This is a genomic window from Sphingopyxis sp. QXT-31 (genome assembly GCF_001984035.1).
Taxonomy (GTDB): domain Bacteria; phylum Pseudomonadota; class Alphaproteobacteria; order Sphingomonadales; family Sphingomonadaceae; genus Sphingopyxis.
On record NZ_CP019449.1, the window covers coordinates 591,780 to 618,084 of the forward strand.

Consider the following 26,305-nt stretch of genomic DNA (forward strand, 5'->3'; position numbering starts at 1 on the left):
CGCTGCGCTTGTCCGGGAGGTTGCTTCGCCCCGGTGCGGAATATTTAGAAGCGGTCGCGCGCCGTTACAAACTAAATCCATTTGACCAGCGGGAAGGACAGCTTGGCTGGCATCGCTGGGTGAGGGCGGCAGTCGCCCGCCGCCCTCCTGCAATCAGAAGTCCATCGCCGGCATCGGCGCGGCCTTCTCCTCCTTCGGCAGCTCGGCGACGAGCGCCTCGGTTGTGATGAGGAGCGAGGCCACCGAAGCCGCGTCCTGCAACGCGGTGCGCACGACCTTCGCGGGGTCGATGACGCCGGCCTTGACGAGGTCCTGATACTCGCCGGTCGCGGCGTTGAAGCCCCAGCTATACTCCTCGCTCTCGAGCAGCTTGCCGACGATCCACGCGCCGTCCTCGCCGGCATTGTCGGCGATCTGGCGCGCCGGTGCGCGGAGCGCGCGGCGGACGATGTCGATTCCCGACTGCTGATCATCGTTCGCGGCCTTCAGGCCCTCGAGCGCCTTCAGCGAGCGGAGCAGCGCGATGCCGCCGCCGGGAAGGATGCCTTCTTCCACGGCCGCGCGCGTCGCGTGGAGCGCGTCGTCGACGCGGTCCTTCTTCTCCTTGACCTCAACCTCGGTCGCGCCGCCGACGCGGATCACCGCAACGCCGCCCGCGAGCTTGGCGAGCCGCTCCTGCAGCTTCTCGCGGTCATAGTCGCTGGTCGTCGTCTCGATCTGCTGGCGGATTTGCGCGACGCGGGCGTCGATATCCGACCTCGAACCGACGCCGTCGACGATCGTCGTATTATCCTTGTCGATGACGACCTTCTTGGCGCGGCCGAGCATGTTGATCGTGACGCTCTCGAGCTTGATGCCCAGCTCCTCGCTGACGACATTGCCGCCGGTGAGCACCGCGATATCCTCGAGCATCGCCTTGCGGCGGTCGCCGAAGCCCGGCGCCTTGACCGCCGCGACCTTGAGCCCGCCGCGCAGGCGATTGACGACGAGCGTCGCGAGCGCTTCGCCCTCGACATCCTCGGCGATGATGAGCAGCGGTCGGCCCGACTGCACGACGCTTTCGAGCAGCGGCAGCATCGCCTGCAGGTTCGACAGCTTCTTCTCGTGGATGAGGATGTACGGATCGTCGAGCTCGACCTTCAGCTTCTCGGCGTTGGTGATGAAATAGGGGCTGAGGTAGCCGCGGTCGAACTGCATGCCCTCGACCGTTTCAAGCTCGGTCGCGAGGATCTTCGCTTCCTCGACCGTGATCACGCCCTCATTGCCGACCTTCTCCATCGCTTCCGCGAGGATGCGGCCGACCTCTTCGTCGCCGTTGGCCGAGATCGTCGCGACTTGCGCGATCTCGCTGTTGGCTTCGACCGACTTGGCGTGGGCCTTGAGGTCTTCGACGACGGTGGTGACGGCGAGGTCGATGCCGCGCTTGACGTCCATCGGGTTCATGCCCGCGGCGACCGCCTTCGCGCCTTCGCGGACGATGGCCTGCGCGAGCACGGTCGCGGTCGTCGTGCCGTCGCCGGCCTTATCGTTCTGCTTGGATGCGACCTCGCGCAGCATCTGCGCGCCCATATTCTCGAACTTGTCGGCAAGCTCGATTTCCTTGGCGACCGTGACGCCGTCCTTGGTGATGCGCGGCGCGCCGAAGCTCTTGTCGATCACCACGTTGCGGCCCTTGGGGCCCAGCGTGACCTTCACTGCATTCGCAAGCGTATCCACGCCGCGCAGCATGCGATCACGCGCGTCCGACGCAAATTTCACCTCCTTGGCAGCCATTTTTACCTCCTTCTTGATGTCCTTTCAGTTGCTGGATGCATGCGGCGTCAGGCCGCCTTTTTGAGCGCCTCGGCCTGTTCGATGACGCCGAGGATGTCGCTCTCCTTCATGATGAGCAGTTCCTCGCCGTCGATGCGGACCTCGGTGCCCGACCATTTGCCGAACAGGATGCGGTCGCCCGCCTGGACGTCGAGCGCGGTGACCGTGCCATCCTCGGCGCGGGCGCCCGGGCCGACGGCGACGACTTCCCCCTCCAGCGGCTTTTCCTTGGCGGTGTCGGGGATGATGATGCCGCCCGAAGTCTTCTCCTCGGCTTCGATGCGGCGGACGACCACACGGTCGTGCAAGGGACGGAAATGCATGCATAACCTCCATGTTGCATAACGATATGATAAGCCGGCGCGCCTGTCCGGGACGCGCGGCGCCGAGAAGCTAGGAAGCGATTTTTTTGGCTTCAAGAGGTCCGGCGAAAATTTTCTTGGCGCTTGATCGGCTGAGAAACAAATGCCCCTTATCAAGGGACTGGGACCTCTTGACTCGACTCGCTTCCTTTCCAAAATCTCTGGTCGCGGCACCCTGCCGCACGACAGGAAAGGAAAGGCTTAAAGGAAGGAGGCACGATCATGTCCGAGCCATTTTCCCGTTTTCTTCATCCCTTCGACGTTGCGCGCCACCCGAGCCTCGAGCCCGAGGTCAAGCGCGCCCTCCTCGCATCTTGGGCATCGGATCGTTCGGCGGTCCGCAACAAGCCCGCGCTTCGCAAACCCCCGGGAGTGAAGCGCGCCGTGCCGGTCGACGATGTGTTCGCCGCGCTCCGGTCGCTCGACGGCGGCGCGGCGCGCGCCACATGACCGACCGGGCGCTGCTCGCGCGGCTGGACGGCTATGGGCTGACGACCGCCGAAATTCATTATTACCGGCCCGACTATCCCTCGCTGCTCCAGCTCTTCGTCTGGCAGGATTATGACCTGCCGCCGGACTTTCCGGTGCTGTTCGATTTTCTGGGCCTTTGGCGGCGTCAGATCGAAGCCGCGCTCCACTCGGTGCGGATAGCGCATGATGCGCTGATCGGACCCGCCGAGTGGCGCGCGGCAGATATCATCCGATCGCTCGATTAGCGGCAAATTTGGGCGCTTGCGGTGCGCGGACGCGGTCGTCGGGTATCGCGCGTCCATGAAGAAAGGGAGGCACGCTATTGGCGTACCTCCCTTGTCGAGCTTAGGCGTTCTCGAGCGTCTTGTCTTTCGGCGCTTCGATCCGCTGCGGCTTACCGGAACTGCCGCCGATCTCGATCTTGCGCGGCTTCATCGCCTCGGGGACGACGCGGCTCAGTTCGATCGTGAGCAGCCCGTCCGCAAAGCTCGCGCTCCCGACCTCGATATAGTCGGCGAGCTGAAAGCGGCGCTCGAACGGCCGACGGGCGATGCCGCGGTGGAGATAGACGCGCTTTGGGTCCTCATCGGCGGGCTTGCCCGAGACACTGAGCTGGTTCTGCTGCGCGACGATCTCGATCTCGTCGGCCTTGAACCCGGGGACCGCCAGCGTGACGCGGAAGCGGTCATCGGCGTCGCGCACGATGTCGAAAGCGGGAAAGCCGTCCGACGTCTCGCCGCGCTGCCCCTTCTCGAGCAGGTCGAAAAGATGATCGAAACCCACCGTCGAACGTCGGTAGGGGGTGAAGTCAAAGTCGGTTCTCATTTCCAAATCCTCCTGATTGAAGCAATTCGGGCATGAGATGCGCCGGGACTTAGAGCCGGCGCTCTCTATGTCCTTCGGACCCGGACAATCCGGGGTCCGGGAAAAAAGTTAGGAAGCCATTTTTTTGGTTTCAAGAGGCCGCGTGCATCGGATTTCGAATAGGACGGCTTGTGAAAATTTACGGTGCCAAAGGGCGGAGTCGCGCCGCGCGCGGCCCGGCTATCGGGGGCATCCATTAGATGCCGTGAACGTGTAGCACTTCATGGCCATAGCAGGTGGCTGCTTCCGACCCACAGAATCCCGTCCTCCTCATGCCCCGTGCGCGATGGTGATCTCGTCCGCGCGCAGCGGCGCGAAGGAGATGGCGGGGACCAGCGGGTGCAGCGCGGCGAGGGCGATCGCGCCGGGGACGCCGCGGCACTCGGACCTGGCAAAGGCCCAGGCGGCGCCTTGCGAAATGAAGCGGCCCTCGAGCTGTCCTTTACAGCCCTGAACCAGCCAGTGACCGGCCGTATCGCGCCCGACGAACAAAGGTCAGGCTCGATAGGTCGGGCTCCGCGGAAATCGCAGAAATCATGGTGAGATGCTCCTTGGCTGCTCAAAACCGGAGCCCGGAAATCGGGATCCGATCCCGGCAATTTATTGGGGCAGACATAGGGATTCGAGATCGAGCAAAGGCACCGGCCATTGTATTTTCATTATGTCCGGTGGGGGGTGGCAAGGCGCTGCGATGCCGAAAACGGCAAAATCATACGCAAATACTATGCGGCCATAGTTTTCGCTGTCTCGCATTCAAATGCGCCCCGCACCTATTTGAGCCTCCGCAGACGACTCGTGCCGCGCCCCGCGGCCAGCGTCCTGCCGGAGCAAACCCATGCAGGATCTCATCTGGGTCGGCCTCATCCTCATCCTCGTCGCCGCGAGCCTTGGCTACGCGCGGCTGTGCGACGACGCATAAGGAGCGATGGCATGACTCTCGACCTCTGGCTCGCGGGGATCACCGCGCTTGGCCTTCTCATCTATCTCGTCGCCGTGCTCGCGCGGCCCGAACGCTTCTAAAGGAGGCGCGCCATGACTTTTCAGGGATGGCTCCTGATCATCGTCTTCGTCGGCATCCTGCTGGCGATCACCAAGCCGATGGGCCGCTGGCTCTACGCGCTTTACGACGGCCAGCGCACGCCGCTGCACCGCCTGCTCGGCCCGATCGAGGCGGGCTTCTATCGCCTGTCGGGCATCGACCCGGCCGAGGAGCAGGGCTGGCGCCGCTATGCGGTGCATATGCTGATCTTCAACGCGGTGCTGCTGCTCTTCACCTATGCGATCTTGCGCCTGCAGGGCGTGCTGCCGCTCAACCCGCTGGGTTATGACGGCACGAGCGCCGACCTCGCCTTCAACACCGCGATCAGCTTCACGACCAACACCAATTGGCAAAGCTATGGCGGCGAATCGACGATGTCGAACCTCAGCCAGATGCTCGGCCTCACGATCCACAATTTCCTCTCGGCGGCGGCGGGCATCGCGCTCGCCTTCGCGCTGTTCCGCGGCTTCGCGCGGCGCGAGATGAAGACGATCGGCAATTTCTGGGCCGACATGACGCGCGTGACGCTCTACCTGCTGCTGCCTTTGTGCTTCGTCTATGCGATCTTCCTGATCGCCAACGGCGTGCCGCAGACGCTGGCCGCTTCGGTCGACGTCACCACGCTCGAAGGCGCGAAGCAGACGCTCGCGCTGGGTCCGGTCGCCAGCCAGGAAGCGATCAAGATGCTCGGCACCAACGGTGGCGGCATCTTCAACGCCAACAGCGCGCATCCGTTCGAAAACCCCAATGCGCTGACCAATTTCGTCCAGATGCTGTCGATCTTCGCGATCGGCTTCGGCCTGACCTGGACCTTCGGCAAGGCGGTAGGCAATCCGCGCCAGGGCTGGGCGATCCTCGCCGCGATGGTGACGATCTTCCTCGCGGGTGTGACGGTCACCTACTGGCAGGAAGCCTTGGGCAACCCCATCCTCCACAATCTCGGCGCCATGGGCGGCAATATGGAGGGCAAGGAGGTCCGCTTCGGCATCGCCGCTTCGTCGCTCTTCTCGGTGGTCACGACCGCGGCATCGTGCGGCGCGGTCAATGCAATGCACGACAGCTTCACCGCGCTGGGCGGCATGATCCCGCTGTTCAACATCCAGCTCGGCGAAGTCGTGATCGGCGGCGTCGGCGCGGGCATCTATGGCTTCCTGCTCTTCGCGATCCTCGCGATCTTCGTGGCGGGCCTGATGGTCGGGCGCACCCCCGAATATGTCGGCAAGAAGATCGAGGCGCGCGAGGTCAAGCTCGCGGTGCTCGCGATCGCGGTGCTGCCGCTCATCATCCTCGGCTTCACCGCCATCGCTTCGGTCACCGAGGCGGGGCTTGCCGGGCCGCTCAACAAGGGGCCGCACGGCTTTTCCGAGATTCTCTACGCCTTCACCAGCGCGACCGGGAACAACGGGTCGGCCTTTGCGGGCCTCACCGCCAACACGCCCTTCTACAACGGCTTGCTGGGGATAGCGATGTGGCTCGGCCGCTTCTTCGTCATCGTGCCCATGCTGGCGATCGCGGGCGGCCTGGCGGCGAAGAAATATACGCCGGCGACCGCGGGCAGCTTCCCGACCACCGGGCCGCTGTGGACGGGCCTCCTGATCGGCATCGTGCTGATCGTCGGCGGCCTGACCTTCCTGCCCAGCCTCGCGCTCGGTCCGATCGCCGATCATCTCGCGATGATCAACGGCCAGCTTTTCTAAGGATTACGCAAAATGGCTCGGTCCCAAACCAAGTCCCTGTTCACGGCTGACCTGATCGTTCCGGCGATCGGCGACGCCTTCCGCAAGCTCAACCCCAAGGAACTGATCCGTAACCCGGTGATGTTCACGACCGCCGTGGTCGCGGCGCTGCTCACCATGTTGCTCGTCGTCGGGCAAGACGGGCTCGCCACCGGCTTCAAGCTCCAGCTGGTCATCTGGCTGTGGCTGACCGTGCTGTTCGGCACCTTTGCCGAGGCGCTCGCCGAAGGGCGCGGCAAGGCGCAGGCCGCGTCGCTGCGCGCGACCAAGGCCGAACTCACGGCCAAACGCGTGAAGGGCGAAGGGAAGGCCTATGAAAATGTGCCCGCCAGCGCGCTCAAGGTCGGCGATGTCGTGCTTGTCGAAACGGGCGACCTGATCCCGTCGGACGGCGAAGTCGTCGCGGGCGTCGCCTCGGTCAACGAAGCCGCGATCACCGGCGAAAGCGCGCCGGTGATCCGCGAGGCGGGCGGCGACCGCAGCGCGGTGACCGCGGGCACGCGCGTCATCTCGGACGAAATCCGCGTAAAGGTGACGGTCAATCCGGGGCAGGGCTTCCTCGACCGGATGATCGCGCTCGTCGAAGGCGCCGAGCGGCAGAAGACGCCGAACGAGATCGCGCTGACCCTGCTGCTCGTCGGGCTGACGATCATCTTCCTGATCGCGGTCGGCACGATCCCGGGCTTCGCCTCCTATGCGGGCGGCAGCATCCCCGTCGCGATCCTTGCGGCACTTCTGATCACGCTGATCCCGACGACGATCGCCGCCCTGCTCTCTGCCATCGGCATCGCCGGCATGGACCGCCTCGTGCGCTTCAACGTGCTCGCCAAGTCGGGCCGCGCGGTCGAGGCGGCGGGCGACGTCGACGTGCTGCTGCTCGACAAGACCGGCACGATCACCGTCGGCGACCGCCAGGCGACCGAATTTCGGCCGGTCGGCGGCCAGTCGGTGGCCGTGCTGTCCGAAGCCGGGCTACTCGCCAGCCTCGCCGACGAGACGCCCGAGGGCCGCTCGATCGTCGCGCTGGCGCGCGCAAAATTCGGCCAGACGGTGAGCGAATTGCCGGGCGGGGCCGAAATCATCCCCTTCACCGCGCAAACGCGCATTTCGGGGATCAAGGTCGGCGAGAGCGTGATCCAGAAGGGCGCGGTGGACTCGGTGCTCAAGGCCAATCCGGGCGCCGACACCACTGCGGCTGCGACCGAACTCCGCCGCATCACCGACGAGATCGCGCGCGCCGGCGGCACGCCGCTGGCAGTCGCGAAGGACGGGCAGCTGCTCGGCGCGATCTTTTTGAAGGATATCGTCAAGGCGGGCATCCGCGAGCGCTTCGGCGAACTGCGCGCGATGGGCATCCGCACCGTGATGATTACCGGCGACAATCCGCTGACCGCCGCGGCGATCGCCGCCGAAGCCGGGGTCGACGATTTCCTCGCGCAGGCGACGCCCGAGGACAAGCTCGAGCTGATCCGAAAGGAACAGCAGGGCGGCCGCCTCGTCGCGATGTGCGGCGACGGCACCAACGACGCCCCGGCGCTCGCGCAGGCCGACGTCGGCGTCGCGATGAACACCGGCACGCAGGCGGCGCGCGAGGCGGGCAATATGGTCGACCTCGACAGCGACCCGACCAAGCTGATCGAGGTCGTCGGGCTCGGCAAGCAATTGCTCATGACCCGCGGGGCGCTGACGACCTTCTCGGTCGCCAACGACGTCGCCAAATATTTTGCGATCATCCCCGCGATGTTCATCGTGCTCTACCCGGAGCTCGGCGTGCTCAACGTCATGGGGCTGACCAGTCCGGAGAGCGCGATCCTGTCGGCGATCATCTTCAACGCGCTCATCATCCCGATGCTCGTGCCGCTCGCGCTCAAGGGGGTGACCTACAAGCCGATGGGCGCGGGGCCGCTGCTGGCGCGCAACCTCGCCGTCTATGGGCTCGGCGGCCTCGTCGCGCCGTTCGTGGGCATCAAACTCATCGACCTGGCCGTCGGCGGCCTGGGTCTGGTCTGAGGAAATAGATATGAACAAGGATCTTATCTCTTCGCTGCGTCCGGCGCTCGTCATGACGTTGCTCTTCGCGCTCCTCCTCGGGATCGCCTATCCGCTCGCCATGACCGGCGTCGGACAGGCGCTCTTCCCGGGGCAGGCAAACGGCAGCCTCGTGCGCGAGAACGGCAAGGTCATCGGCTCGGCCGTCGTCGGGCAGGCCATCGTCTCCGAACGCTATTTCAACACACGCCCCTCGGCGGCCGGCGACGGTTACGACGGGCTCGCCTCCTCGGGGTCTAACCTCGGCCCGACGTCGCAGGTCCTCGTCGACCGCGTGAAGGGGGACGTCGAAAGATTGAAGGCAGCCGTGCCCGGCAAGGCGGTGCCCGCCGATCTGGTGACGGCGTCGGGTTCGGGGCTCGACCCCGACATCACGCCCGAGGCCGCTTTCTATCAGGTCGACCGCGTCGCCAAGGCGCGCGGGCTCGATCCGGCGGCGGTCCGTGGGCTGGTCGAACGGAGCGTCGAGACGCCGCTCTTAGGCTTCCTCGGCGAACCGCGCGTCAATGTGTTCGAGCTCAATCGACGACTCGATGCCTTTGGGGCTAAACCCGCCGCGTGACAGAGAGCGATCGACCATCTCCGGAGGCCTTCCTGCGCCAAGCGGCGCAGGAAGGTCGCGGCCGTCTCAAGGTGTTTCTCGGCGCCGCGCCCGGCGTCGGCAAAACGTGGGAGATGCTGACCGACGGACGCCACCGGCGCGAGGCCGGGGTCGATGTCGTCATCGGCGTGGTCGAAACGCACGGGCGGCGCGAGACCGAGGCGCTGGTCCACGGCCACGAGATCGTTCCTCGCCGCGACGTCGAGCATCAGGGCCACAGCCTCGGCGAGATGGACATCGACGCGATCCTCGAACGGCGGCCGGAACTTGTACTCGTCGACGAGCTTGCGCACACCAATGCCCCCGGCAGCCGCCACCCCAAACGCTATCAGGACGTCGAGGAACTGCTGGGTGCCGGCATCGACGTCTATTCGACGATCAATATCCAGCACGTCGAAAGCCTGAACGACGTCGTCGCGTCCTTCACCCGCGTCCGCGTGCGCGAGACCGTGCCCGACTCGATTCTCGAACAGGCCGAGATCGAGGTCGTCGATATTCCCCCCGACGAGCTGATCGAGCGGCTGCGCGAGGGGAAAGTCTATATCCCGCAGGAAGCGACGCGCGCGCTCACCCATTTCTTCTCCAAATCGAACCTGACCGCGCTGCGCGAGCTTGCGCTGCGGCGTGCGGCGCAGGCGGTCGATGCGCAGATGCTCGACCATGTCCGCAGCCACGCGCTCGCGGGCAGCTTCGCGGTCGGAGAGCGGATCGTCGTCGCGGTCAGCGAACTTCCCGTCGCCGCCGAACTCGTCCGCGCGGGCAAGCGCCTCGCCGACGCGCTGCGCGCGCCCTGGACCGCAGTTTATATCGAGACGCGGCGCAGCCAGTCGCTGACCGACGACGACCGCAAGCAGCTCGCCGATACGCTGGCGCTCGCTTCGCGGCTCGGCGCCTCGACCGCGACGGTGCCCGCGGCGAGCGTCGTCGAAGGCTTGCAGGCCTTCGCCCGGGACGCGCGCGCGACGCAGATCGTGATCGGCAAGTCGGCGCGCCCCTGGTGGTTCGAGATGCGCCACGGCTCGGTCGTCGACCAGCTGGTGCGCACGATCGACGATGTCGCGGTGCACGTCCTGCCGGGCGAGCCCGAGGCGAAGGCGGCCGGGCGCCGCGCGATCGCCGTTCCCGGGCGCTGGGGCAAGCCCTCGGACTATGTCTGGTCGCTCGCGATGGTTGCGGCGATGACCGCGCTCGGGCGGATGCTGATCGAGGTCATCGATCTGGGCAATATCTCGCTGCTCTATCTCGTGCCCGTGATGTTCGCCGCAGCGACTTTCGGCCTGCGCGCCGGGCTGTTCGCGGGGCTCGCGTCGAGCCTCGCCTATAATTTCTTTTTCCTGCCGCCGACCGGCACGCTGACCGTCAACAACCCCGAGAATGTCATCAGCATCCTCGTGCTGCTCGGCGTCGCGATCGTGACGAGCCAGTTCGCCGCGCGCGTGCGGGCGCAGGCGGACTTGGCGCAATCGAGCGCGCGCCAGAATGCCGCGCTCGCCAGCTTCTCGCGCCTCCTCACCGCCGCGCCCGACCAGGATGCGCTGATGCAGGCGATCTGCGCCGAGGTCGGGCGCCTGCTCGACGTGCGCACGGTCATCCTGCTGCCCTCGGCCGACGGCCCGACACTGCGCGCCGCGGTGCCGCCCGAGGACCGGCTCGAACAGATCGAGCGCGCGGCGGCGCAATGGGCGATGGACAATGCGCAGCCCGCGGGGCGCGGATCGGCGACGCTCACCGCCTCGGACTGGCTCTTCCACTCGCTGCGCACGACGCGCGGGGTGCTCGGCGTGCTCGGGCTGACCCGCGACGATGCGCGCGAGCCGGTGCGCTCGGACCAGGTGCCGCTGCTCATGAGCCTGCTCGACCAGGCGTCGATCGCACTCGACCGGATGGAGCTCGAGGAAGCGTCGCTTCGCGCACGGCAGGTCGACGAACGCGACCGGCTGCGCTCGGCGTTGCTCTCGTCGGTCAGCCACGATCTGCGCACGCCGCTCACCACGATCCTGTCGGCGGCGCAGGAAATGCAGCGCCATCCCTCGCCCGACCTCGCCGAAACGATCGAGGCCGAGGCGCGGCGGCTCAACCGCTTCGTCTCGAACCTGCTCGACATGGTGCGCGTCGAGGCCGGCGCGCTGCCGATGAAGGTCGAGGCGACCGACCTGTTCGACGCCGCCGCGAGCGCCGCGCACGACACGCGCGCATCGCTCGCGGGGCATGAGGTCAAGGTCGATATCTCGCCGAACATCCCGCTCGTTCGCGTCGATCCCGTGCTGCTGCACCATTGCCTGATCAACCTGCTCGACAATGCCGGCCGCTACGCCGATGCGGCGACGCCGATCACCATCCGCGCGCGCCGCACCGCCGATGCGATCGAACTGTCGGTGATCGATCAGGGGCCGGGCATCGCGCCGGGCAACGAAAAGCGCGTCTTCGAGACCTTTACCCGGCTCGAGGGCAGCGACCGGGCCAAACATGGCACGGGGCTGGGCCTTGCGATCGTCAAGGGCTTTGCCGAGGCGATGGGATTGACGGTTGCGGCGAGCAACAATGCGGAACCGCACGGCGCCTGCTTCACGATCCGCATCCCCGAAGCGCTGATCATCACGAATCTGACCGACAAGGATATCCCATGAAGCTGCGTCACAAGGTGCTCGTCGTCGACGACGAACTCCATATCCGCCGCCTGATCCGCGCGGCGCTGGAACGCGCCGACTATGCGATCGTCGAGGCGGAGAATGCGCGGGAGGCGAGCGAGAAGCTGCACGCGGAGCGCCCCGACATCACCCTGCTCGACCTGGGCCTGCCCGACCGCGACGGGCTGGAACTCGTGCCGCTGTTCAAGCAGCAGTCGGGAACGACGCTGATCGTCGTATCGGCGCGCGACGCGACCGAGGAGAAGGTCGCGGCGCTCGACCTCGGCGCCGACGATTATCTGACCAAGCCCTTCGACACCGACGAACTGCTGGCGCGCGTGCGCGTCGCGCTGCGCAACCGGCTGACGCGCGACGGCGGCAATCTTACCCTCGCGGTCGGTGACGTGACGATGGACCTTGTCGCGCACACCGTGACCAAAGCCGGCAAGGAGGTGCATCTGACCCCCAAGGAATATGGCGTGCTGGCGCAGCTCGCGCGCTTTCCGGGCCGCGTCATCACGCACAAACAGATCATGGCCGAGGTGTGGCCGCGCGAGCATGAACATCATATCGAATATCTGCGCGTGCTGATCCGGACGCTGCGCCAAAAGCTCGAAACCGATCCGCAGCAACCGCAGATCATCACCAACGAACTCGGGATCGGCTACCGGCTGCGCGTGGCCAGCGAGGGCGGCGAAGCGGGGCATTGAGCGGGTGCGGCCCGGCGATCCTATGCAATTGCTATGGAAATGCCGGCCGCTCGCTCTCGAAATCCAACGGCGGCCGCGCCTAGATGAACGGCATGACCGGACATGATATCGAAAGCCGCGCCGCCGGAGACCGGCGCCTATGGGACCGCATCGTCGACTGGCTGGGCGCGCAAGGCCCCTTGCTGCTGACGGTCTATATGTGCGCGATCGTCGCGGTGATCGCCTATGTCGCCGGTCCTGCGGGCTAGCTTCCGATCATATGCAATCTCAATGCCGCCTGCGATTTGCCGCTCTCGAACCTTTATGCGGCGATGCGTAGGTGAAGCACCTCCTTCGGAGGCCTTTCATGAAACAAAGTCTTTCCTTCAATATCGGCCTGCGCGCAGGCGGGATCGCGGTGCTCGCCATCGGCTGGTGGTTCGCGGCGCGGCTTCACCAGCTCGCGCTCGCCGCTCCGCCGCGCGATCATTCACCGACCATGATGCTGCTCGCGGCGATCATATTCCTCTGCGGCAGCGCCGGGAGCGCGCTGCTGTTCGTCGGCCCGGGGCTCTGGGAAACGGTCGAGGTGTCCGAGCGCTGGCGGCGGCTGCCGGACACGATCGCCGACGCGCCGAACTACCGCGATCACGGCTGGTAAGCAGCTCCCGGCCGACCCGCGGCGCATAGGAAAAACACTATGCGATCGCGCACCGGCTCCTCTCGATTTCCAACACGCGCCCGATCTAGTGGGGCCGCCTCATGAGCCCGGGCCATTCCGGCGGGGCGAGACCCAAGAGGACAAGATGAAACATATCCTTCCCGCCGCGCTTTTCACGGCCGCCCTGATGCCTGCCGCCGCCTTGGCGCAGGAGGAAGAAAAGCCGGTCGTCACCGTCGCGGGATCGGCGACGATCGCTTCGGATTATCGTTTCCGCGGCGTGTCGCAGTCGGACATGGAGATGGCGGTACAGGGCGGGATCACCCTGACGCACGAGAGCGGCCTCTACGCCGGTGCGTGGGGTTCGAGCCTCGCCGGCTGGGGCACCTTCGGCGGCGCCAATATGGAACTCGACCTGATCGGCGGCTACAAGCTGCCCGTGGCCGATAATGCCACGCTCGACGTCGGGCTGGTCTGGTACATGTATCCGGGCGGCGCCGATGAATCGGATTTCGCCGAGCCTTATGTCAAGCTGACCGGCACCACCGGCCCCGCGACGCTGACCGCGGGCGTCGCCTATGCGCCCAAGCAGCAGGCGCTCGCCAATGTGTCGGCGGCGCCGAACAGCCGCGGGCAGAAGGACGACAATCTCTACTTATGGGGCGACGGCGCGCTGGCCATTGCGGGTACGTCGCTGACCGCGAAGGCGCATATCGGCTATTCGGACGGCAATCCAGGGCTCGGCCCCAACGGCACCAGCGTCGCGCCGACGGGCCGCTATTGGGACTGGTCGCTGGGTGTGGATGCCAACTGGCGCAACCTGACGCTGAACCTTTCCTACGTCGATACCGATATCGGCAGGGCCGAGGCGGCGCGGCTGCAGCCCAATTTCAGCAAGGGCGGCGACGGAACGGGCTCAATCGCCGACGCGGCGGTGGTGGCGAGCGTTACGGCCGCTTTCTAACTTGGGGTTTCCGGGCGCCGCGCCTCATCGCTCTGCGAGCATGTCGTAGTGGCGCCCGAAGCCATAGCGGGTGAAGCGCGCGAAACCCGCGGCGCGGAGCTGCGCCTCGATGACGGCGGCGTCGGTCCAGCGGCGGTCGACCTCGTAGAAGATCGCGGCGATGCGCGGGAGATGCGTGGAGGCCATCAGCACGTCGATCACCGCCTCCTCATGCCCCTCGACGTCGATCTTCACGACCAGCGGCAAGCGCGCGTCGATCAGCAGGTCGAATTCGGCGGCGCCGAGGATGCGGATCGTCTCGCCCTTAGCGTCGGCGTGGCGCAGGCTCGCGGTGCCGCTGTGGGCGCCGTCGGTGGCGATCGTCGCGCTGCCGGGTTCGCGTGAGATGGCGGCGTCGATGGCGGCCACTTTCGCCGCGCCGGCATTGGCCGCGATATTGCGGGTCAGGCGCGCGAAGGTCGCGGCGACGGGTTCGAACGCCGTCACCGCGGCGCATTGCGGGTTCTGCGCGGCGATCAGGCTGTAGAGGCCTTGGTTGGCGCCGATATCGACGAAGGCGAAGGGCTGCTGCCACTTCGCGAGATAGTCGGCGAGCACCGGGCCGTAGGTGCCATGATAGCAATATTGGAAAGTCCGGTCGCGCCAGTTGGCGTGCATCGTCACACCGTAGCGCGTTTGCACCGGGCGGTCGCTGACCGGGCGCAGCGCCGACAGCGCGCGGGCGCGCCATTTGGCGAGCGTCTTGATGAGGCCATATTCGACGAAGGCGCCGAGCGGCGAGGGGGCGGCGAGGCCGGTCATCAGGCGCGGCCCATATAGTCGAGGATAGCTGCGGCGGCGCGTTCGGACGAGGGGCGCGCGTCGAGGTCGAAGCTGTAGGCGAAGAGGTCGCGCTGGCGCTGGCGGTCGGCGGGATCGAGCATCGGCACCTCTTCGAACGCCGCCTCGAAATCGTCGAAAGTCTCGACCACCGGGCCCGCCTGCCAATGCGCGAAGTCGGCGTCGCCGCGCCAGGCGTGGCCGCGCGGGTTGAGGAAGACGCAGGGGCGCGGGCGGCGGATAAACTCGTAGATCTGGCTGCTCGCGTCGCCGAGATAGATGTCGGCGGCGTCGGTATAGGTCATGTCGACGCTTGCCGCGCTGCCGGTGTCGATCAGCATATGGTCGAGGTCGTAGTGGCGGACGTCGGGCAGGCGGTTCCAGCCGAGGGCGAAGGGCGACAGCGAGGCGGTGAGCTTCTTCTGGAACAGCATGACGTGCGGCGCGAAGATGAGATTATATTCGTCGCTCTTCGCGAACCAGTCGAGGATCTGCGGCCCCATGCTGTACCAGCTCGACAGCGCGGGCGAGGGGTGCGGGTTATAGAGGACGGTCGGGCGGTCATTGGGGAAGAGGCGCGGGCGCGGGCTGCGCGGCGGCAGGTCGAACTTTGGGTAACCGACGATCGCATGGCCGTCCTGACGCAGCAGCCCGGCGTCCGACAGCCGGTCGCGGATCTTCGCGCCCGACATCAGCACCAGGTCGAACTTCCCGCTCGCCTTGTCGAAACCGATCGCGCGGTCGCCCGCGCCGTGGCGCGTGTGGATGAGCTTCAGATTGTCGAGCCCGAAATGCGTCTTGAGCAGCAGCGAGGTCTTTTCGGGCACGACGAGCGCGTCGAGGTCGCGGAAATGGTCGAGGTTGCGGCGCAGCACCGACAGCGTGTCGGCGGGGACCGCGCCGCCGGTGGCGCGCTTGGCGGCGCGCGCAAGGGGCGCGGGCGGCGCCAGGCGCACGATATCGGGGCGCGGACCGGCCTCGCGGTCGAGCATTCGCGTCACCTCGGCCTCGCTGCCCTGCGACACGAGGATGCGGATGTCGGCGCGGTTCGACAGGCGGCGCAGCGCGAGCGCGACGGGGAGTGAATGCGCGACCTGATGGCCGGCGCTGTGGTTGAAGAGGAAACCGATACGCATGGGGTCAGGCCTTTGTCTGGCGCCAGTCGAGCAGCGGCCAGCCGCGCGCGGCGGCGATGCTCGCCAATTTGGGCGAGGGGTTCACGGCGACGGGTTCGTCGCTAAGCTCGAAGAGCGGCAGGTCGGACGCATGGTCCGAATAGAAGCGGATATGCGCGTCCGCGCGCGCGATGCCCGCGCGCGCCATGAAGGCTTGGACCATCGCGCATTTGTCGGCTCCGTAGCAATTTTTGCCGTCAATGGCGGGAATCAGGCGGCCATCCTTCCACGACGAGGCTGTCGCGACGACATCCGCGATGCCCAGCCGGCGTGCGAGCGCGGCGGTGTAGAAATGGGGGGCGGCGGTCGCGAGTATCACGCGGCGCTCGGCGGCGCGCTCAGCCTCGATCAGCGCCAAGCCTTCGCGATAGAGGCCGCGTTCGACCAGATGCTTCGCGAAACGGTCGGCGAGCCGCGCGGCCTCGCGTTCGGGCAGCGCGCTACCCAAGGCGACCCAATGCATCGCCTGCTTCATCCGGCAGCGCGGGAGCAGCTTCAGCGCATAGAGCAGGGCCAACGGCAGCAGCAGCGGCACGAGCAGCAGCCGCCACGGCGCGCGCGTCCGCGCCGCGAAGAAGAGGAAAGGAGTGTAGGTCGGCAGGATGCTGAGCGTGCGGTCGAGGTCGAAGATCGATAGCCGGATCTTCGCTCGCGCGACGTCCGGTTGCGGCGTCGCCGCGATAATGATTTGTGCCCGACCCATGAGCTGCTCCTTTGCTGGGCAGGGCCATGGCGGGCGGGCTTAACGGGCGGGTGGCGCAAAGATTTGATTTTGGCCATGTTTGCCGGCCGAGACCGAACATGTCGAAAATCAAATGTTCGCGGCGGTGGCGGGCGGCGCGCGGCTTGCCTAAGGGAAGGCATGCAAATCCTGGTGATCGAGGACGACGCCCGCGTCGCGGAGCATATCGGCAAGGGGCTGAAGGCCGCGGGGCATGTCGTCACGCAAGAAAGCGACGGCCGCGCCGGGCTGCTGCGTGCCGCCGCCGATACGTTCGACCTGATTATCGTCGACCGCATGCTGCCGCAGGTCGACGGGCTGACGATCGTCCGGACGATCCGCGCGACGGGCGATGCCACTCCCATCCTGTTCCTGAGCGCGCTTGGCGAAGTCGATGAGCGCGTTGCGGGGCTGCGAGCGGGCGGCGACGATTATCTCACCAAGCCCTTCGCCATGTCCGAGCTGCTCGCGCGCGTCGATGTGCTCGCGCGCCGCGGCCCCGCGATCGTCGCCGAGACCAGGCTGTCGGTCGGCGACCTCGACATCGACCTGCTCGGCCAGCAGGTGAAGCGGCAGGGCAAGCCCATCGACCTCACCGCGCGGGAGTTCCGCATCCTCGTCTATCTGGCGCAGAACGAGGGGCGCGTGGTGACGCGCTCGATGCTGCTCGAACATGTGTGGGACTATCATTTCGACCCGCAGACCAACATCATCGACCAGCATGTCAGCCGGCTGCGGCAGAAGGTTGACAAGGGCTATGATACGACGCTGATCCACACCGTGCGCGGCACCGGTTATATGATGCGAGCTGGCGGATGAGCGCGCCGCGATGGCGGCGGATGGCGCGCAGCCTGACCTTTCGGCTCGGGCTGATTTACGTGGCGCTGTTCCTGACCTCGATGCTCGCGCTGTTTGGAGCCGCCTATTGGATCGGGGTCTATCAGCCGCTGCTGCGCGAGGCCGATGCGGTGGTGGCCGAAGCGAACAAGCTGGCGTCGGTCGATGGCGACGAGGGCCGCGGCGCGCTGATCGCCGCGCTTGATGCGCGCCAGCGAACCCCGGGGCATCGCCACGCCTTCCATGCGCTGGTTGACGCGAACGGCAACACGCTGAGCAGCAACCTGCCGAGCTGGCCCGACGAGGCGGTGCGCGGCTGGCGGCTGATCGAAGCCGATCTTTACGCCAGCGGCGAGGAGATCGACTATGAGGCGCTCGTCGTCGAGCGTCGGCTGGGCGATGGCGCGCGGCTGATCGTCGGGCGCGACGTCGAGGATATCGACGACCGCGACGAACTCTTCGCGGTGAGTTCGGCGTGGCTGGTGCTCATCGGTGCCTTGCTCGCGATCGGCGGGAGTTTCGCGATGGGCGCCGCAGTCGGGCGCCGTATCGATGCGGTGACGCGCACTGCGCGGCGCGTGATGGCGGGCAGCATGACCGAGCGCATCCCGCTCAGCGGCACCGGCGACGATTTCGACGAACTCGCCGACACGCTCAACCTGATGCTCGGGCGCATCGAGGAATCGGTCGAGTCGGTGCGGCGCGTGTCGGACAATGTCGCGCACGAACTGCGCACGCCGCTCGCACGGCTGCACGCCGACCTCGACGAACTGCGCATGGCGAAGGGCGCGAAAGAGCGCGAGCGGCTGACCGAACAGGCGATCGCCGAGGCCGCGCGGCTGCAGGCGATCTTCGACGCGCTGCTGCGCATCGCAAGGATCGAGAGCGGACGGCATTTCGCGGGCTTCGCGCGCGTCGACCTGACCGCGCTGCTCGCCGATGCGATCGAGCTGCACAGCCCCGACGTCGAGGCGCATGGGCAGCTGCTGGAAAGCGCGATCGCCGACGGGCTGGAGATGGAGGGCGACCGCAATCTGATCTTCCAGGCGGTGTCGAACCTGCTCGACAATGCGGTCAAATATGCGGGCGAGGGCGGGCGCATCCTGGTCGCGGCGAGCACGAAGGGCGGCCGCATCCGCATCGAGATCGCCGACAGCGGCCCCGGCATCGCGCCCGCCTATCGCAAGCGGGTGAAGGAGCGCTTCTTCCGCGTGCCCGAAACCGCGGGGGCGCCGGGGACGGGGCTGGGGCTCGCGCTGGTCGCGGCGATCGTGGCGCTGCACAAGGGGATGCTCGAGATCGGCGATGCCGAGCCGGGGACGAAGGTGGTGGTCGTTTTTTGAGGGTTGAGCTGTTAAGCTCTCTCCCCTGAAGGGGAGAGAGCACCCTGCCCCCTACTTCTTCTCCACCAATTCCCGCAGCAAAAACGCATGCAGCATCGCCGCGCGCACGGCATCCTCGGCATGGTCGGCGCCGACCGAATGCCCGCCCTCCAGATATTCGTGGTAGTAGACTTTGTTCTTATATTCCTTCAGCCGCGCCGCGAATTTGCGCGCGTGGCCGGGGTGGACGCGGTCGTCCTTGGTCGAGAGGTAGAGGAAGATCGGCGGATATTTCACGCCCTTCTTCAGATTCTGGTACGGCGAATATTTCGAGATATACGCCCAGTCGGCCGGATCGTCGGGGTCGCCATATTCGTCCATCCACGATGCGCCCGCGAGCAATTTGGTATAGCGTTTCATGTCCTTGAGCGGCGAGCCCGAGATCACCGCGCCATAAAGGTCGGGGCGCTGCTCCATCGCCGCGCCGACCAAGACGCCGCCGTTCGAGCGGCCCGAGATCGCGATCTTGCCCTTGGGGCTGACCCCGGTCGCGACGAGATCCTCGGCGACCGCGTGCAGGTCGTCGAAGCTGTTCTGGCGCTTCTCGTAGAGTGCGGCCTGATGCCACGCCGGCCCATATTCGCCGCCGCCGCGGATGTTGGCGAGGACATAGGCGTTGCCGTCCTCGACCCAGAAGAGCCCCAATGGCCCGGCGCGATAAGGCTGGCCGGTCAGGTAACCCGGCGTCTGCGCCGCCTTGAACCCGCCATAGGCGTGGACCAGCGCCGGGACCGGTCCGGTCGTGCCCTTCTTGCGCGCCAGGAAATAGGGGATTTTCGTCCCGTCCTTCGAGGTTGCGAAGCGCTTCTCGACACTCATGTCCTTCGCGTCGAACACCGCGGGCAGGCTCTGGATCGTCTGCGGCGCGCCCGTCTCGCCCAGAGCATAGAGCGTCGGCGGCTGCAGCATCGTCTCGGCGGTCGCCGGTAGCTGGTTGGTCTTGCCGATCACCCCGGCGATCTGCACCGTGGCATTTTCGGCGAGCGGCACCTCCTTCTGGCTCCAGCGGCCATAAGGCTGGTCGCGGCGCAGCGCGAACAGCTTGCCCTCGACATCGTCGAGCGCCTTGACCCAGAGGACGTCGTCGCCCGCCGCAACATTCTCGATCGCTTGCGACGCCGAGGGCGTCATCACAGGGATGATCGGCACCTGGTCGTTCCGCGCCATTTCGAGCAGCGGCATCGCGATCAGTGACCCCGCGGGGAAGTCGGCATAGGCATCGTTGAGGAAGACGATCGCCTGACCGTCGATCACCGCGCGCAATTCGGCGGTCTCGGGAATGATCGTCGTCGTATATTCGCCGCCCTCATAGGGTTTGGGGAGGTAGAAGTCGGTGGTGTAGAAGCTCTTGTTGCGGCTGATGATCGGCCAGCGCGTGTCGCCGTCCATCTCGGCGCCGACCCCCATGCCGACGTCGGCGGTCTCGCCTTCGACCAAGGTCTCGGCCGCCGACAGCGGCGTGCCACGCTTCCAGCGCTTGACGATGCGCGGGTAGCCCGACGTCGTCATGCTGCCCGCGCCGAAATCGGTCGCGACGAGCAGATTGTCGGCATCCTCCCACGTCACGCTGCTCTTGGCGAGCGGCAGCGCGAAGCCGCCATCGACGAAGGTCCCGGTCGTACGGTCCCATTCGCGGACGATATCGGCGTCGGTACCGCCGGGGCTCAGCGAGACGAGGCAACGCTTGTATTCGGGCGCAAGGCAGTCGGCGCCGTGCCACACCCAGCTCTGCTTCTCGGCCTTGCCGAGCGCATCGACGTCGATCAGCGTCTTCCACTCGGGCTTGCCTGCGAGATAGGCGGCGAGGGAGCTCTGGCGCCACAGCCCGCGCGGATTGGCGCCGTCGCGCCAGAAATTGGTGATCGTCTCGCCCATCACCTCGCCGGGCATCGCGATCTGGCGGTCGTCGTCGAGGATGGTGCGCGCGCGCTTGCGGTCGGCCTCGAAGCCGGGGCGACCGAGGATCAGCTTGTCGGTTTCGGCATTCTCCGCCTTCACCCAGTCGAGCGCCTTCTTGCCCTCGATCTCCTCGAGCCAGAGATAGGGGTCCTTCTCCTCGGTCTCGGCGGCGACGGCGAGGGTTGCGAAGGAACAGCCGAGGGCGAGCGCGGCGAGGGTAGCGCGGATCATCTGGTTCTCCGAAAATCGTCCGATGCTGCTGTGTTAGCACCACCGGACGGCCGGAGGGAAGCGCCGCTATTGGTCGATGATCATCGTGCCCGGATGATGTTTGTCGAGGTGCTTCTTGATGATCTTGAGGTTGCGCGTGTTCGAACGGAAGAACAGGTCGAAGGCGTCGCCGACGAGCGGGATCGCGCCCAGCGTCGTATCGACGCCGAGGTTGCCGATCATCCGCCAGATCTTCCACTTCGGCATGCCGAGGTTGCGGGCCTCCCAGATCAGATACGCGCCCATCGCCGCGGCGATGACGTCGCCGACGACGGGCACGAGGCCGACGATCGCGTCGAGACCGACGGGGCGGTTGATGCCGGGGATCACGAAGCTGCGCTCGAGGATGATCTCGAGCGTCTCGACGCGCTTGCGCAGGGCGGCGGGATCGCGGCGATTCTGGATCAACGCGTCGAAGATCGCGTCGGTATCGGGGGTCGAAGGGGCCATCCTTGGGTCCTTTCAATCAGCGCCCGATCTTGAGCGCCACTGTATTAGTTGGGTAGGGCAATCATGTGATTCAAGGGGTGCTGCGCCCGGCCGTTGGCGCGCAGCCCGGTCAGCCGCTGCGACGCGACCGACCAGCGCAGCGGGGTGGCGATCGGGATGAAGGGCGAATAGCCCGCGAGCAGCTCCTCGGCCTCGCCGATCAGCCGCGCGCGTTCGGCGGCGCTGATCGCCGCTACTGCCTCGTCGATTTTCTCCTGCGCGTCGCGGTGGCACATGGTGTCGGCGCGGCACGACAGGCGGCGCAGACCCCAAAGGGCATCGTCATTGGGCATCAGCTCGTCGATCAGCCGCAAGTCCGCGGTTGCGGTCATGCCGACGCGGCGGCTGGGCATGCCGATGCGGGCGAAGTCGGCGGCGACATAGGCATAGAGGATGCGGCCGCCGGGCGAGTCGGGCACCGCAATGCGCAGCGGTTCGACGATGTGACCCCCCTCGCGCCAGGCATCGACGGCGCGCTTCGCCTGCGCAAGGCGCGATTGGTCGTCATAGTCGGCCCAGGCGGGGAGCAGGGGCGCCGGGCCGACGTCGCGTGTGTAGAGGTCGGGGCGCAGGGTCAGCTGCGGCTGCCATTCCTGAAGACCGAAGGCAGCGATCAGCCGGTCGCGGCGGATCGCGCGCGACAGCGCCTCGCGATTGGCCTGGATGCCGATAAAGCCGTCGGTGTTGACGAAGCTCAGCCCGAAGAGCCCGGGGACCGGATCGACCACAAGCCGCGAGCGCCCGATGTTCGACGCGGCGAAATAGGGCAGGGTGGAGAAGCGGCCGCCGATGACGCCGTCGGCATAGCCGTTCTTGAAGCGCGCGAGCGCTTTTGGGGCCGAGGTGCCGACGAGTTCGATCGATGCCGCGGGATCGGCCGCGGCCGCCTCGGCGGCTTCGGGATCCTCGGCCAGCGGGTCGGCGACCGGCGTGAGCAGCATCGCCTTGCCGACGCGTTTGGCGCGCATCGGTCCCCAGCCGTTGCCGCGGTTGACGATCGCCATCGACGGCTGCGCGAGCAATTCGAGCATGCCCGGCTGCGCGACCGATAGGCGGATTTCGATGACCGTGTCGGTCATCGCGCGGATCGCCTCGATCTCCGGAAAATCGCCGCGCAGCGGGTGGCGGCTGCCGGGGCCGAGATAAGAACGCAGGATCGCGGCGACGTCGCCCGCGGTGACCTTGCGCCCGTTCGCCCATTTGGCCTCGCGGATGCGGAAGATATAGCTGCGCCCATCGCCGGTCACCGTCCAGCGCTCGGCGAGCCCGACGTCGATCTGCGCCTCGCCGTCGTAGCTGACGAGGCCCTGCGAGCTGGCGTCGAGCAGCGCGGCATTGGCGGCGTTGAGCTCGCCGCCCACGGGGCTGACGCTGCCGTTGAGGGTGCCGATCGCGGCGATCGTCACCGGGCCGCGCGCACCGAACAGCCCGCAGCCCGACAGCGGCAACGCCAGGCTCGCCACCGCCGCGGTTGCCGCCGCGATGCGTCCATATCTGCCTGCTGCCGTCATTCCGCGCCTTTTTCGCTGCACCCACTAAGCCAATCATAACCAAGTGCTGCGAAACGGGAATAGGGCTCCGGGGGTATTTGGCGAGGATATGCACGGCGAGGGCGAGGAAAAGGACGGCGAGGTCGTCGCGCTGCGTATCGACATCGGCGGCCGGACGCTCGGCCATGTCCGGCGGCGGCTGCGCGTCGTGGCGCACGACCTCGACGCCGTGCTCGCCGGGGCGCCGGCCGCGATGCCGCCCGCGGGGCATGACGGCTGGCTGCTCCGCTCGCTCCCCGCCGCGCGGCTGCCCGAAGTGGCGGCGGAGCTGGACGGCTGGCTGGTGGCGGTGCGCCAGCACTATCCGCGCCACTATATCGCGATGGACGGGCGGAGCTTCGACGACTGGTGGCAGGGCTTTTCGTCGAAGACGCGCTCGACGCTGTCGCGCAAGGGGCGGAAGCTGGCCGCGCAGATCGAGGGCGGCTTTACGGTGCGCGGCTATCGCAGCCCCGCTGAAATCCGTACCTTCATGGCGCTGGCGGCCCCGCTGTCGGAACGCACCTATCAGGCGCGGCGGATGCAGGCGGGGCTGCCGAACGGCGAGGCCGATATCGCCGCGGCGGCCGCGGCAGCGGACGCGGGCGATGTTCGTGCCTTCCTGCTGTTCGTCGGCGACCGGGCGATCGCCTATCTCTACCTGCCGGTCGCGCGCGACATCCTGGTCTATGCGCATCTCGGCTACGATCCCGATTTCGCCGAGCTGTCGCCGGGCACGGTGCTCCATGTCGAAGCGATGCGCGCGCTCTTTGCCGAAGGGCGTTTCCGCGCCTTCGACTTCACGGAGGGCGATGGCGCCCACAAGGCGCAGGCCGGCCGCGAATCGATCGCCTGCGCCGATGTGCTGGTGCTGCGCCGGACGCTCCGCAATCGCGCGGCGCTGGCGGTGATGCGGGGCGTCGATGCGGCGGCAGCGCAGGGCAAGGCGTGGCTCGACCAGCTGGGGCTGCGCGCGCGGGTGAAGGCCTTGCTCCGGCGCTGAGGCGCATGGCATTGTTGCTGGTGCGGACGGCGGGACTTGAACCCGCATGACACGAGGCCGGCAGATTTTAAGTCTGCTGCGTCTACCGATTTCGCCACGTCCGCCCAGCCTCGCCGGTCAAGCCGAGGCGCGCGGAGAGGTCAAGCGATCTTTGCCGCTTCACCGCCTCGGGCGGACCGGCTAGAGGGGCCGGATGGAAGCTGTCCTCACCATCGCCGGACTCGGCAAGACGTACAAGGGCGGCCATACCGCGCTGTCGTCCGTCGACCTCACCATCAACAAGGGCGAGATTTTTGCGCTGCTCGGCCCCAATGGCGCGGGCAAGACGACATTGATCAGCATCGTCTGCGGCATCGTGACGCCCAGCATGGGAACCGTGACGGTCGCGGGGCACGATCACCAGCGCGACTATCGCGCGGCGCGCGCGATGATCGGGCTGGTACCGCAGGAATTGCACACCGACGCGTTCGAGACCGTGCTGACCACGGTCAGCTTCTCGCGCGGGCTGTTCGGCAAGCCGCGCGACCCCGCCTTCATCGAACAATTGCTGCGCGACCTGACGCTATGGGACAAGCGCGACGCCAAGATCATGGAGCTGTCGGGCGGGATGAAGCGCCGCGTGATGATCGCCAAGGCATTGAGCCACGAACCCGAGATCCTCTTCCTCGACGAGCCGACCGCCGGGGTCGACGTCGAGCTGCGCCGCGACATGTGGAACATGGTGCGCGGGCTTCGCGAGCGCGGGGTGACCATCATCCTCACCACCCACTATATCGAGGAGGCCGAGGAAATGGCCGACCGTGTCGGGGTGATCACCGGCGGCCGGCTGATCCTCGTCGAGCAGAAGGACGAGCTGATCAAGAAGCTGGGGCGCAAGACCCTGACGCTCAACCTCGCCGAGCCGCTGGCGGCGATCCCCGAGGAACTGGCGCAGTGGAAGCTCCAGCTGGCGGGCGACGGCAACGAGCTGGTCTATGAATTCGACAGCCGCGCCGAGGCGACGGGCGTTCCCTCGCTGCTGCGCCGGATGACCGACATCGGGGTCGCGTTCAAGGACCTGCACACGCGGCAGAGCTCGCTCGAGGATATTTTCGTGGGGCTCGTCCACGACAGCAACAACGCAAAGGGAGAAGCCGCATGACCGCGAACTGGCGCGGCGTGCGCGCGATCTACATGTTTGAACTGGCGCGCTTCGGGCGCACCTTCTGGACCAGCCTGGCGCTGCCGGTGATCACCACGGCGCTCTATTTCGTCGTCTTCGGATCGGCGATCGGCAGCCGCATGACCGAGGTCGGCAACGTCCCCTATGGCGCGTTCATCGTGCCGGGGCTGATGATGCTGACGATGTTCACCGAGAGTATCAGCAACGCCAGTTTCGGCATCTACATGCCCAAATGGACGGGCACGATCTACGAGATGCTGTCGGCGCCGCTGTCGCCGCTCGAGACCGTGATCGCCTATGTCGGCGCCGCGGCGACCAAGTCGGTGATCATCGGCGCGATCATCTTTGCGACCGCGCATCTGTTCGTCGACGTCCAGGTCGCGCACCCCCTGTGGATGGTCGCCTTCATGATCCTGATGGCGGTGACCTTCTGCCTGTTCGGCTTCATCATCGGCATCTGGGCGCAGAGCTTCGAGCAGTTGCAGGTGATCCCGCTGCTCGTCGTCTATCCGCTGACCTTCCTCGGCGGCGCCTTCTATTCGCTCGACATGCTGCCCGCGGCGTGGCGGACGGTGACGCTGTTCAACCCCGTCGTCTATTTGATCAGCGGGTTCCGCTGGACCTTCTTCGGGCGGGGCGATGTCGGCATCGAGGTCAGCATGGGCGCGGTCGCGTTGTTCCTGACGCTGTGCCTCGGCGTGATCTTCTGGATGTTCCGGACGGGCTACCGGCTCAAGAACTGAGCCGGGCCTCATACGGCCGGCGTCAGCTGCCGTTGAGCCGCTCGCGCATTTCCTTGCCGGGCTTGAAATAGGGCACGCTCTTCGCCTGCACGTCGACCGCTGCGCCGGTGCGCGGGTTGCGGCCGGTGCGCGAGTCGCGGCTGCGGGTCGAAAAGGCGCCGAAGCCGCGCAGTTCGACGCGGCCGCCCGACGCGAGCTGGTCCACGATGGAATCGAAGAAAACATCGACGATCTTTTCCACCTCTTCGAGGCGTAAATCGCTGTTTTCGCTAGCGATCTTTTGAACCAGTTCCGACCGGATCATCAGCTTCCCCTATCGTTGACGCGCATCTTTACGATGCAGGCTACCGGTCGTTGCCGGCCCCTTGCGTGAGACCCCTCCCAACGCAACGCGGAGACTA

The 26,305-nt window shown here is 66.6% G+C and carries 27 protein-coding genes and 1 tRNA gene; 16 read left to right on the plus strand and 12 right to left on the minus strand.

Going from position 1 to position 26,305, the window contains the following annotated elements; all coding sequences use genetic code 11:
* Positions 1–153: 153 nt before the first annotated feature.
* Both groL and groES read right to left on the minus strand, forming a co-directional pair.
* Positions 154–1,773, minus strand: a complete 1,620-nt coding sequence (groL, locus tag BWQ93_RS02985; RefSeq protein WP_077029214.1) for a chaperonin GroEL — start codon at positions 1,771–1,773, stop codon at positions 154–156.
* Positions 1,774–1,820: 47 nt separating this feature from the next.
* Positions 1,821–2,135, minus strand: coding sequence for a co-chaperone GroES (gene groES, locus BWQ93_RS02990; protein WP_077029215.1), 315 nt, complete (start codon positions 2,133–2,135; stop codon positions 1,821–1,823).
* Between the two features lie 261 nt (positions 2,136–2,396).
* On the opposite strand from groES, the gene BWQ93_RS02995 reads away from it, so the two are divergent.
* The gene (locus BWQ93_RS02995) at positions 2,397–2,624 is read left to right on the plus strand and encodes a hypothetical protein (protein WP_077029216.1); all 228 of its coding nucleotides are present in this window, start codon (positions 2,397–2,399) and stop codon (positions 2,622–2,624) included.
* Positions 2,621–2,890, plus strand: coding sequence for an usg protein (locus BWQ93_RS03000; RefSeq protein ID WP_077029217.1), 270 nt, complete (start codon positions 2,621–2,623; stop codon positions 2,888–2,890). The genes BWQ93_RS02995 and BWQ93_RS03000 overlap by 4 nt, the downstream gene beginning before the upstream one ends.
* Before the next feature lie 100 nt (positions 2,891–2,990).
* Here the strand turns inward: BWQ93_RS03000 and BWQ93_RS03005 are convergent, their stop codons facing one another.
* Both BWQ93_RS03005 and BWQ93_RS03010 read right to left on the minus strand, forming a co-directional pair.
* Positions 2,991–3,470 (minus strand): Hsp20 family protein, encoded by a 480-nt coding sequence (locus tag BWQ93_RS03005; RefSeq protein WP_077029218.1) that lies wholly within the window; start codon positions 3,468–3,470, stop codon positions 2,991–2,993.
* A 309-nt stretch (positions 3,471–3,779) separates the two neighbouring features.
* Positions 3,780–4,001, minus strand: a complete 222-nt coding sequence (locus tag BWQ93_RS03010) for a hypothetical protein (protein ID WP_077029219.1) — start codon at positions 3,999–4,001, stop codon at positions 3,780–3,782.
* A gap of 438 nt (positions 4,002–4,439) precedes the next feature.
* Here BWQ93_RS03010 and kdpF point away from each other — a divergent pair, with 438 nt between their 5' ends.
* The 9 genes from kdpF to BWQ93_RS03050 all read left to right on the plus strand — a co-directional run bounded on the left by kdpF (position 4,440) and on the right by BWQ93_RS03050 (position 13,875).
* Positions 4,440–4,529 carry a K(+)-transporting ATPase subunit F gene (kdpF, locus tag BWQ93_RS03015; protein WP_037516526.1) on the plus strand — a complete coding sequence of 30 codons (90 nt, stop codon included), beginning with the start codon at positions 4,440–4,442 and terminating at the stop codon, positions 4,527–4,529.
* A 12-nt stretch (positions 4,530–4,541) separates the two neighbouring features.
* Positions 4,542–6,245, plus strand: a complete 1,704-nt coding sequence (gene kdpA, locus BWQ93_RS03020; protein ID WP_077029220.1) for a potassium-transporting ATPase subunit KdpA — start codon at positions 4,542–4,544, stop codon at positions 6,243–6,245.
* A gap of 12 nt (positions 6,246–6,257) precedes the next feature.
* The gene (gene kdpB / locus BWQ93_RS03025) at positions 6,258–8,294 is read left to right on the plus strand and encodes a potassium-transporting ATPase subunit KdpB (RefSeq protein ID WP_077029221.1); all 2,037 of its coding nucleotides are present in this window, start codon (positions 6,258–6,260) and stop codon (positions 8,292–8,294) included.
* A 10-nt stretch (positions 8,295–8,304) separates the two neighbouring features.
* Positions 8,305–8,895 carry a potassium-transporting ATPase subunit KdpC gene (gene kdpC, locus BWQ93_RS03030; RefSeq protein WP_077029222.1) on the plus strand — a complete coding sequence of 197 codons (591 nt, stop codon included), beginning with the start codon at positions 8,305–8,307 and terminating at the stop codon, positions 8,893–8,895.
* Positions 8,892–11,561, plus strand: a complete 2,670-nt coding sequence (locus tag BWQ93_RS03035) for a sensor histidine kinase (RefSeq protein ID WP_077029223.1) — start codon at positions 8,892–8,894, stop codon at positions 11,559–11,561. Before kdpC ends, BWQ93_RS03035 begins: the two co-directional genes overlap by 4 nt.
* Positions 11,558–12,271 (plus strand): response regulator, encoded by a 714-nt coding sequence (locus tag BWQ93_RS03040; RefSeq protein ID WP_077029224.1) that lies wholly within the window; start codon positions 11,558–11,560, stop codon positions 12,269–12,271. The genes BWQ93_RS03035 and BWQ93_RS03040 overlap by 4 nt, the downstream gene beginning before the upstream one ends.
* A gap of 92 nt (positions 12,272–12,363) precedes the next feature.
* Positions 12,364–12,519, plus strand: a complete 156-nt coding sequence (locus tag BWQ93_RS20645; RefSeq protein WP_156878115.1) for a hypothetical protein — start codon at positions 12,364–12,366, stop codon at positions 12,517–12,519.
* Positions 12,520–12,617: 98 nt separating this feature from the next.
* Positions 12,618–12,911 (plus strand): hypothetical protein, encoded by a 294-nt coding sequence (locus BWQ93_RS03045; protein WP_077029225.1) that lies wholly within the window; start codon positions 12,618–12,620, stop codon positions 12,909–12,911.
* 145 nt (positions 12,912–13,056) lie between these two features.
* Complete coding sequence (locus BWQ93_RS03050; RefSeq protein ID WP_077029226.1) at positions 13,057–13,875, plus strand: TorF family putative porin; 819 nt, start codon at positions 13,057–13,059, stop codon at positions 13,873–13,875.
* Positions 13,876–13,899: 24 nt separating this feature from the next.
* Here the strand turns inward: BWQ93_RS03050 and BWQ93_RS03055 are convergent, their stop codons facing one another.
* The 3 genes from BWQ93_RS03055 to BWQ93_RS03065 are packed head-to-tail and all read right to left on the minus strand — an operon-like array spanning position 13,900 to position 16,572.
* Positions 13,900–14,676 carry an FkbM family methyltransferase gene (locus BWQ93_RS03055; RefSeq protein ID WP_077029227.1) on the minus strand — a complete coding sequence of 259 codons (777 nt, stop codon included), beginning with the start codon at positions 14,674–14,676 and terminating at the stop codon, positions 13,900–13,902.
* Positions 14,676–15,830, minus strand: a complete 1,155-nt coding sequence (locus tag BWQ93_RS03060; protein WP_077029228.1) for a hypothetical protein — start codon at positions 15,828–15,830, stop codon at positions 14,676–14,678. The genes BWQ93_RS03055 and BWQ93_RS03060 overlap by 1 nt, the downstream gene beginning before the upstream one ends.
* 4 nt (positions 15,831–15,834) lie before the next feature.
* Complete coding sequence (locus BWQ93_RS03065; protein WP_083720573.1) at positions 15,835–16,572, minus strand: HAD family hydrolase; 738 nt, start codon at positions 16,570–16,572, stop codon at positions 15,835–15,837.
* A gap of 159 nt (positions 16,573–16,731) precedes the next feature.
* Here BWQ93_RS03065 and BWQ93_RS03070 point away from each other — a divergent pair, with 159 nt between their 5' ends.
* Together BWQ93_RS03070 and BWQ93_RS03075 are read left to right on the plus strand one after the other, a co-directional pair.
* The gene (locus tag BWQ93_RS03070) at positions 16,732–17,409 is read left to right on the plus strand and encodes a response regulator transcription factor (RefSeq protein ID WP_077029229.1); all 678 of its coding nucleotides are present in this window, start codon (positions 16,732–16,734) and stop codon (positions 17,407–17,409) included.
* A complete protein-coding gene (locus tag BWQ93_RS03075) occupies positions 17,406–18,770 on the plus strand; it encodes a HAMP domain-containing histidine kinase (RefSeq protein ID WP_077029230.1) in 1,365 nt (454 codons plus the stop codon). Before BWQ93_RS03070 ends, BWQ93_RS03075 begins: the two co-directional genes overlap by 4 nt.
* 51 nt (positions 18,771–18,821) lie before the next feature.
* Here BWQ93_RS03075 and BWQ93_RS03080 read toward each other — a convergent pair whose 3' ends face one another.
* The 3 genes from BWQ93_RS03080 to BWQ93_RS03090 all read right to left on the minus strand — a co-directional run bounded on the left by BWQ93_RS03080 (position 18,822) and on the right by BWQ93_RS03090 (position 22,978).
* Positions 18,822–20,939 (minus strand): prolyl oligopeptidase family serine peptidase, encoded by a 2,118-nt coding sequence (locus tag BWQ93_RS03080; RefSeq protein WP_077029231.1) that lies wholly within the window; start codon positions 20,937–20,939, stop codon positions 18,822–18,824.
* 66 nt (positions 20,940–21,005) lie between these two features.
* The gene (locus tag BWQ93_RS03085; RefSeq protein WP_077029232.1) at positions 21,006–21,428 is read right to left on the minus strand and encodes a DUF4112 domain-containing protein; all 423 of its coding nucleotides are present in this window, start codon (positions 21,426–21,428) and stop codon (positions 21,006–21,008) included.
* A 44-nt stretch (positions 21,429–21,472) separates the two neighbouring features.
* The gene (locus tag BWQ93_RS03090) at positions 21,473–22,978 is read right to left on the minus strand and encodes an ABC transporter substrate-binding protein (RefSeq protein ID WP_077029233.1); all 1,506 of its coding nucleotides are present in this window, start codon (positions 22,976–22,978) and stop codon (positions 21,473–21,475) included.
* Positions 22,979–23,066: 88 nt separating this feature from the next.
* On the opposite strand from BWQ93_RS03090, the gene BWQ93_RS03095 reads away from it, so the two are divergent.
* Positions 23,067–23,999: a GNAT family N-acetyltransferase gene (locus BWQ93_RS03095; RefSeq protein WP_077029234.1), complete on the plus strand. Its 933-nt coding sequence runs from the start codon at positions 23,067–23,069 to the stop codon at positions 23,997–23,999.
* 18 nt (positions 24,000–24,017) lie between these two features.
* Here the strand turns inward: BWQ93_RS03095 and BWQ93_RS03100 are convergent.
* A tRNA-Leu gene (locus BWQ93_RS03100) sits at positions 24,018–24,103 on the minus strand.
* An 89-nt stretch (positions 24,104–24,192) separates the two neighbouring features.
* On the opposite strand from BWQ93_RS03100, the gene BWQ93_RS03105 reads away from it, so the two are divergent.
* A complete protein-coding gene (locus BWQ93_RS03105; RefSeq protein WP_077029235.1) occupies positions 24,193–25,140 on the plus strand; it encodes an ABC transporter ATP-binding protein in 948 nt (315 codons plus the stop codon).
* A complete protein-coding gene (locus BWQ93_RS03110) occupies positions 25,137–25,904 on the plus strand; it encodes an ABC transporter permease (RefSeq protein ID WP_077029236.1) in 768 nt (255 codons plus the stop codon). The genes BWQ93_RS03105 and BWQ93_RS03110 overlap by 4 nt, the downstream gene beginning before the upstream one ends.
* Before the next feature lie 22 nt (positions 25,905–25,926).
* Here the strand turns inward: BWQ93_RS03110 and BWQ93_RS03115 are convergent, their stop codons facing one another.
* On the minus strand, positions 25,927–26,208 hold the full coding sequence (locus BWQ93_RS03115) for an integration host factor subunit beta (protein WP_058806850.1): 282 nt from the start codon (positions 26,206–26,208) through the stop codon (positions 25,927–25,929).
* Between the last annotated feature and the right edge of the window lie 97 nt (positions 26,209–26,305).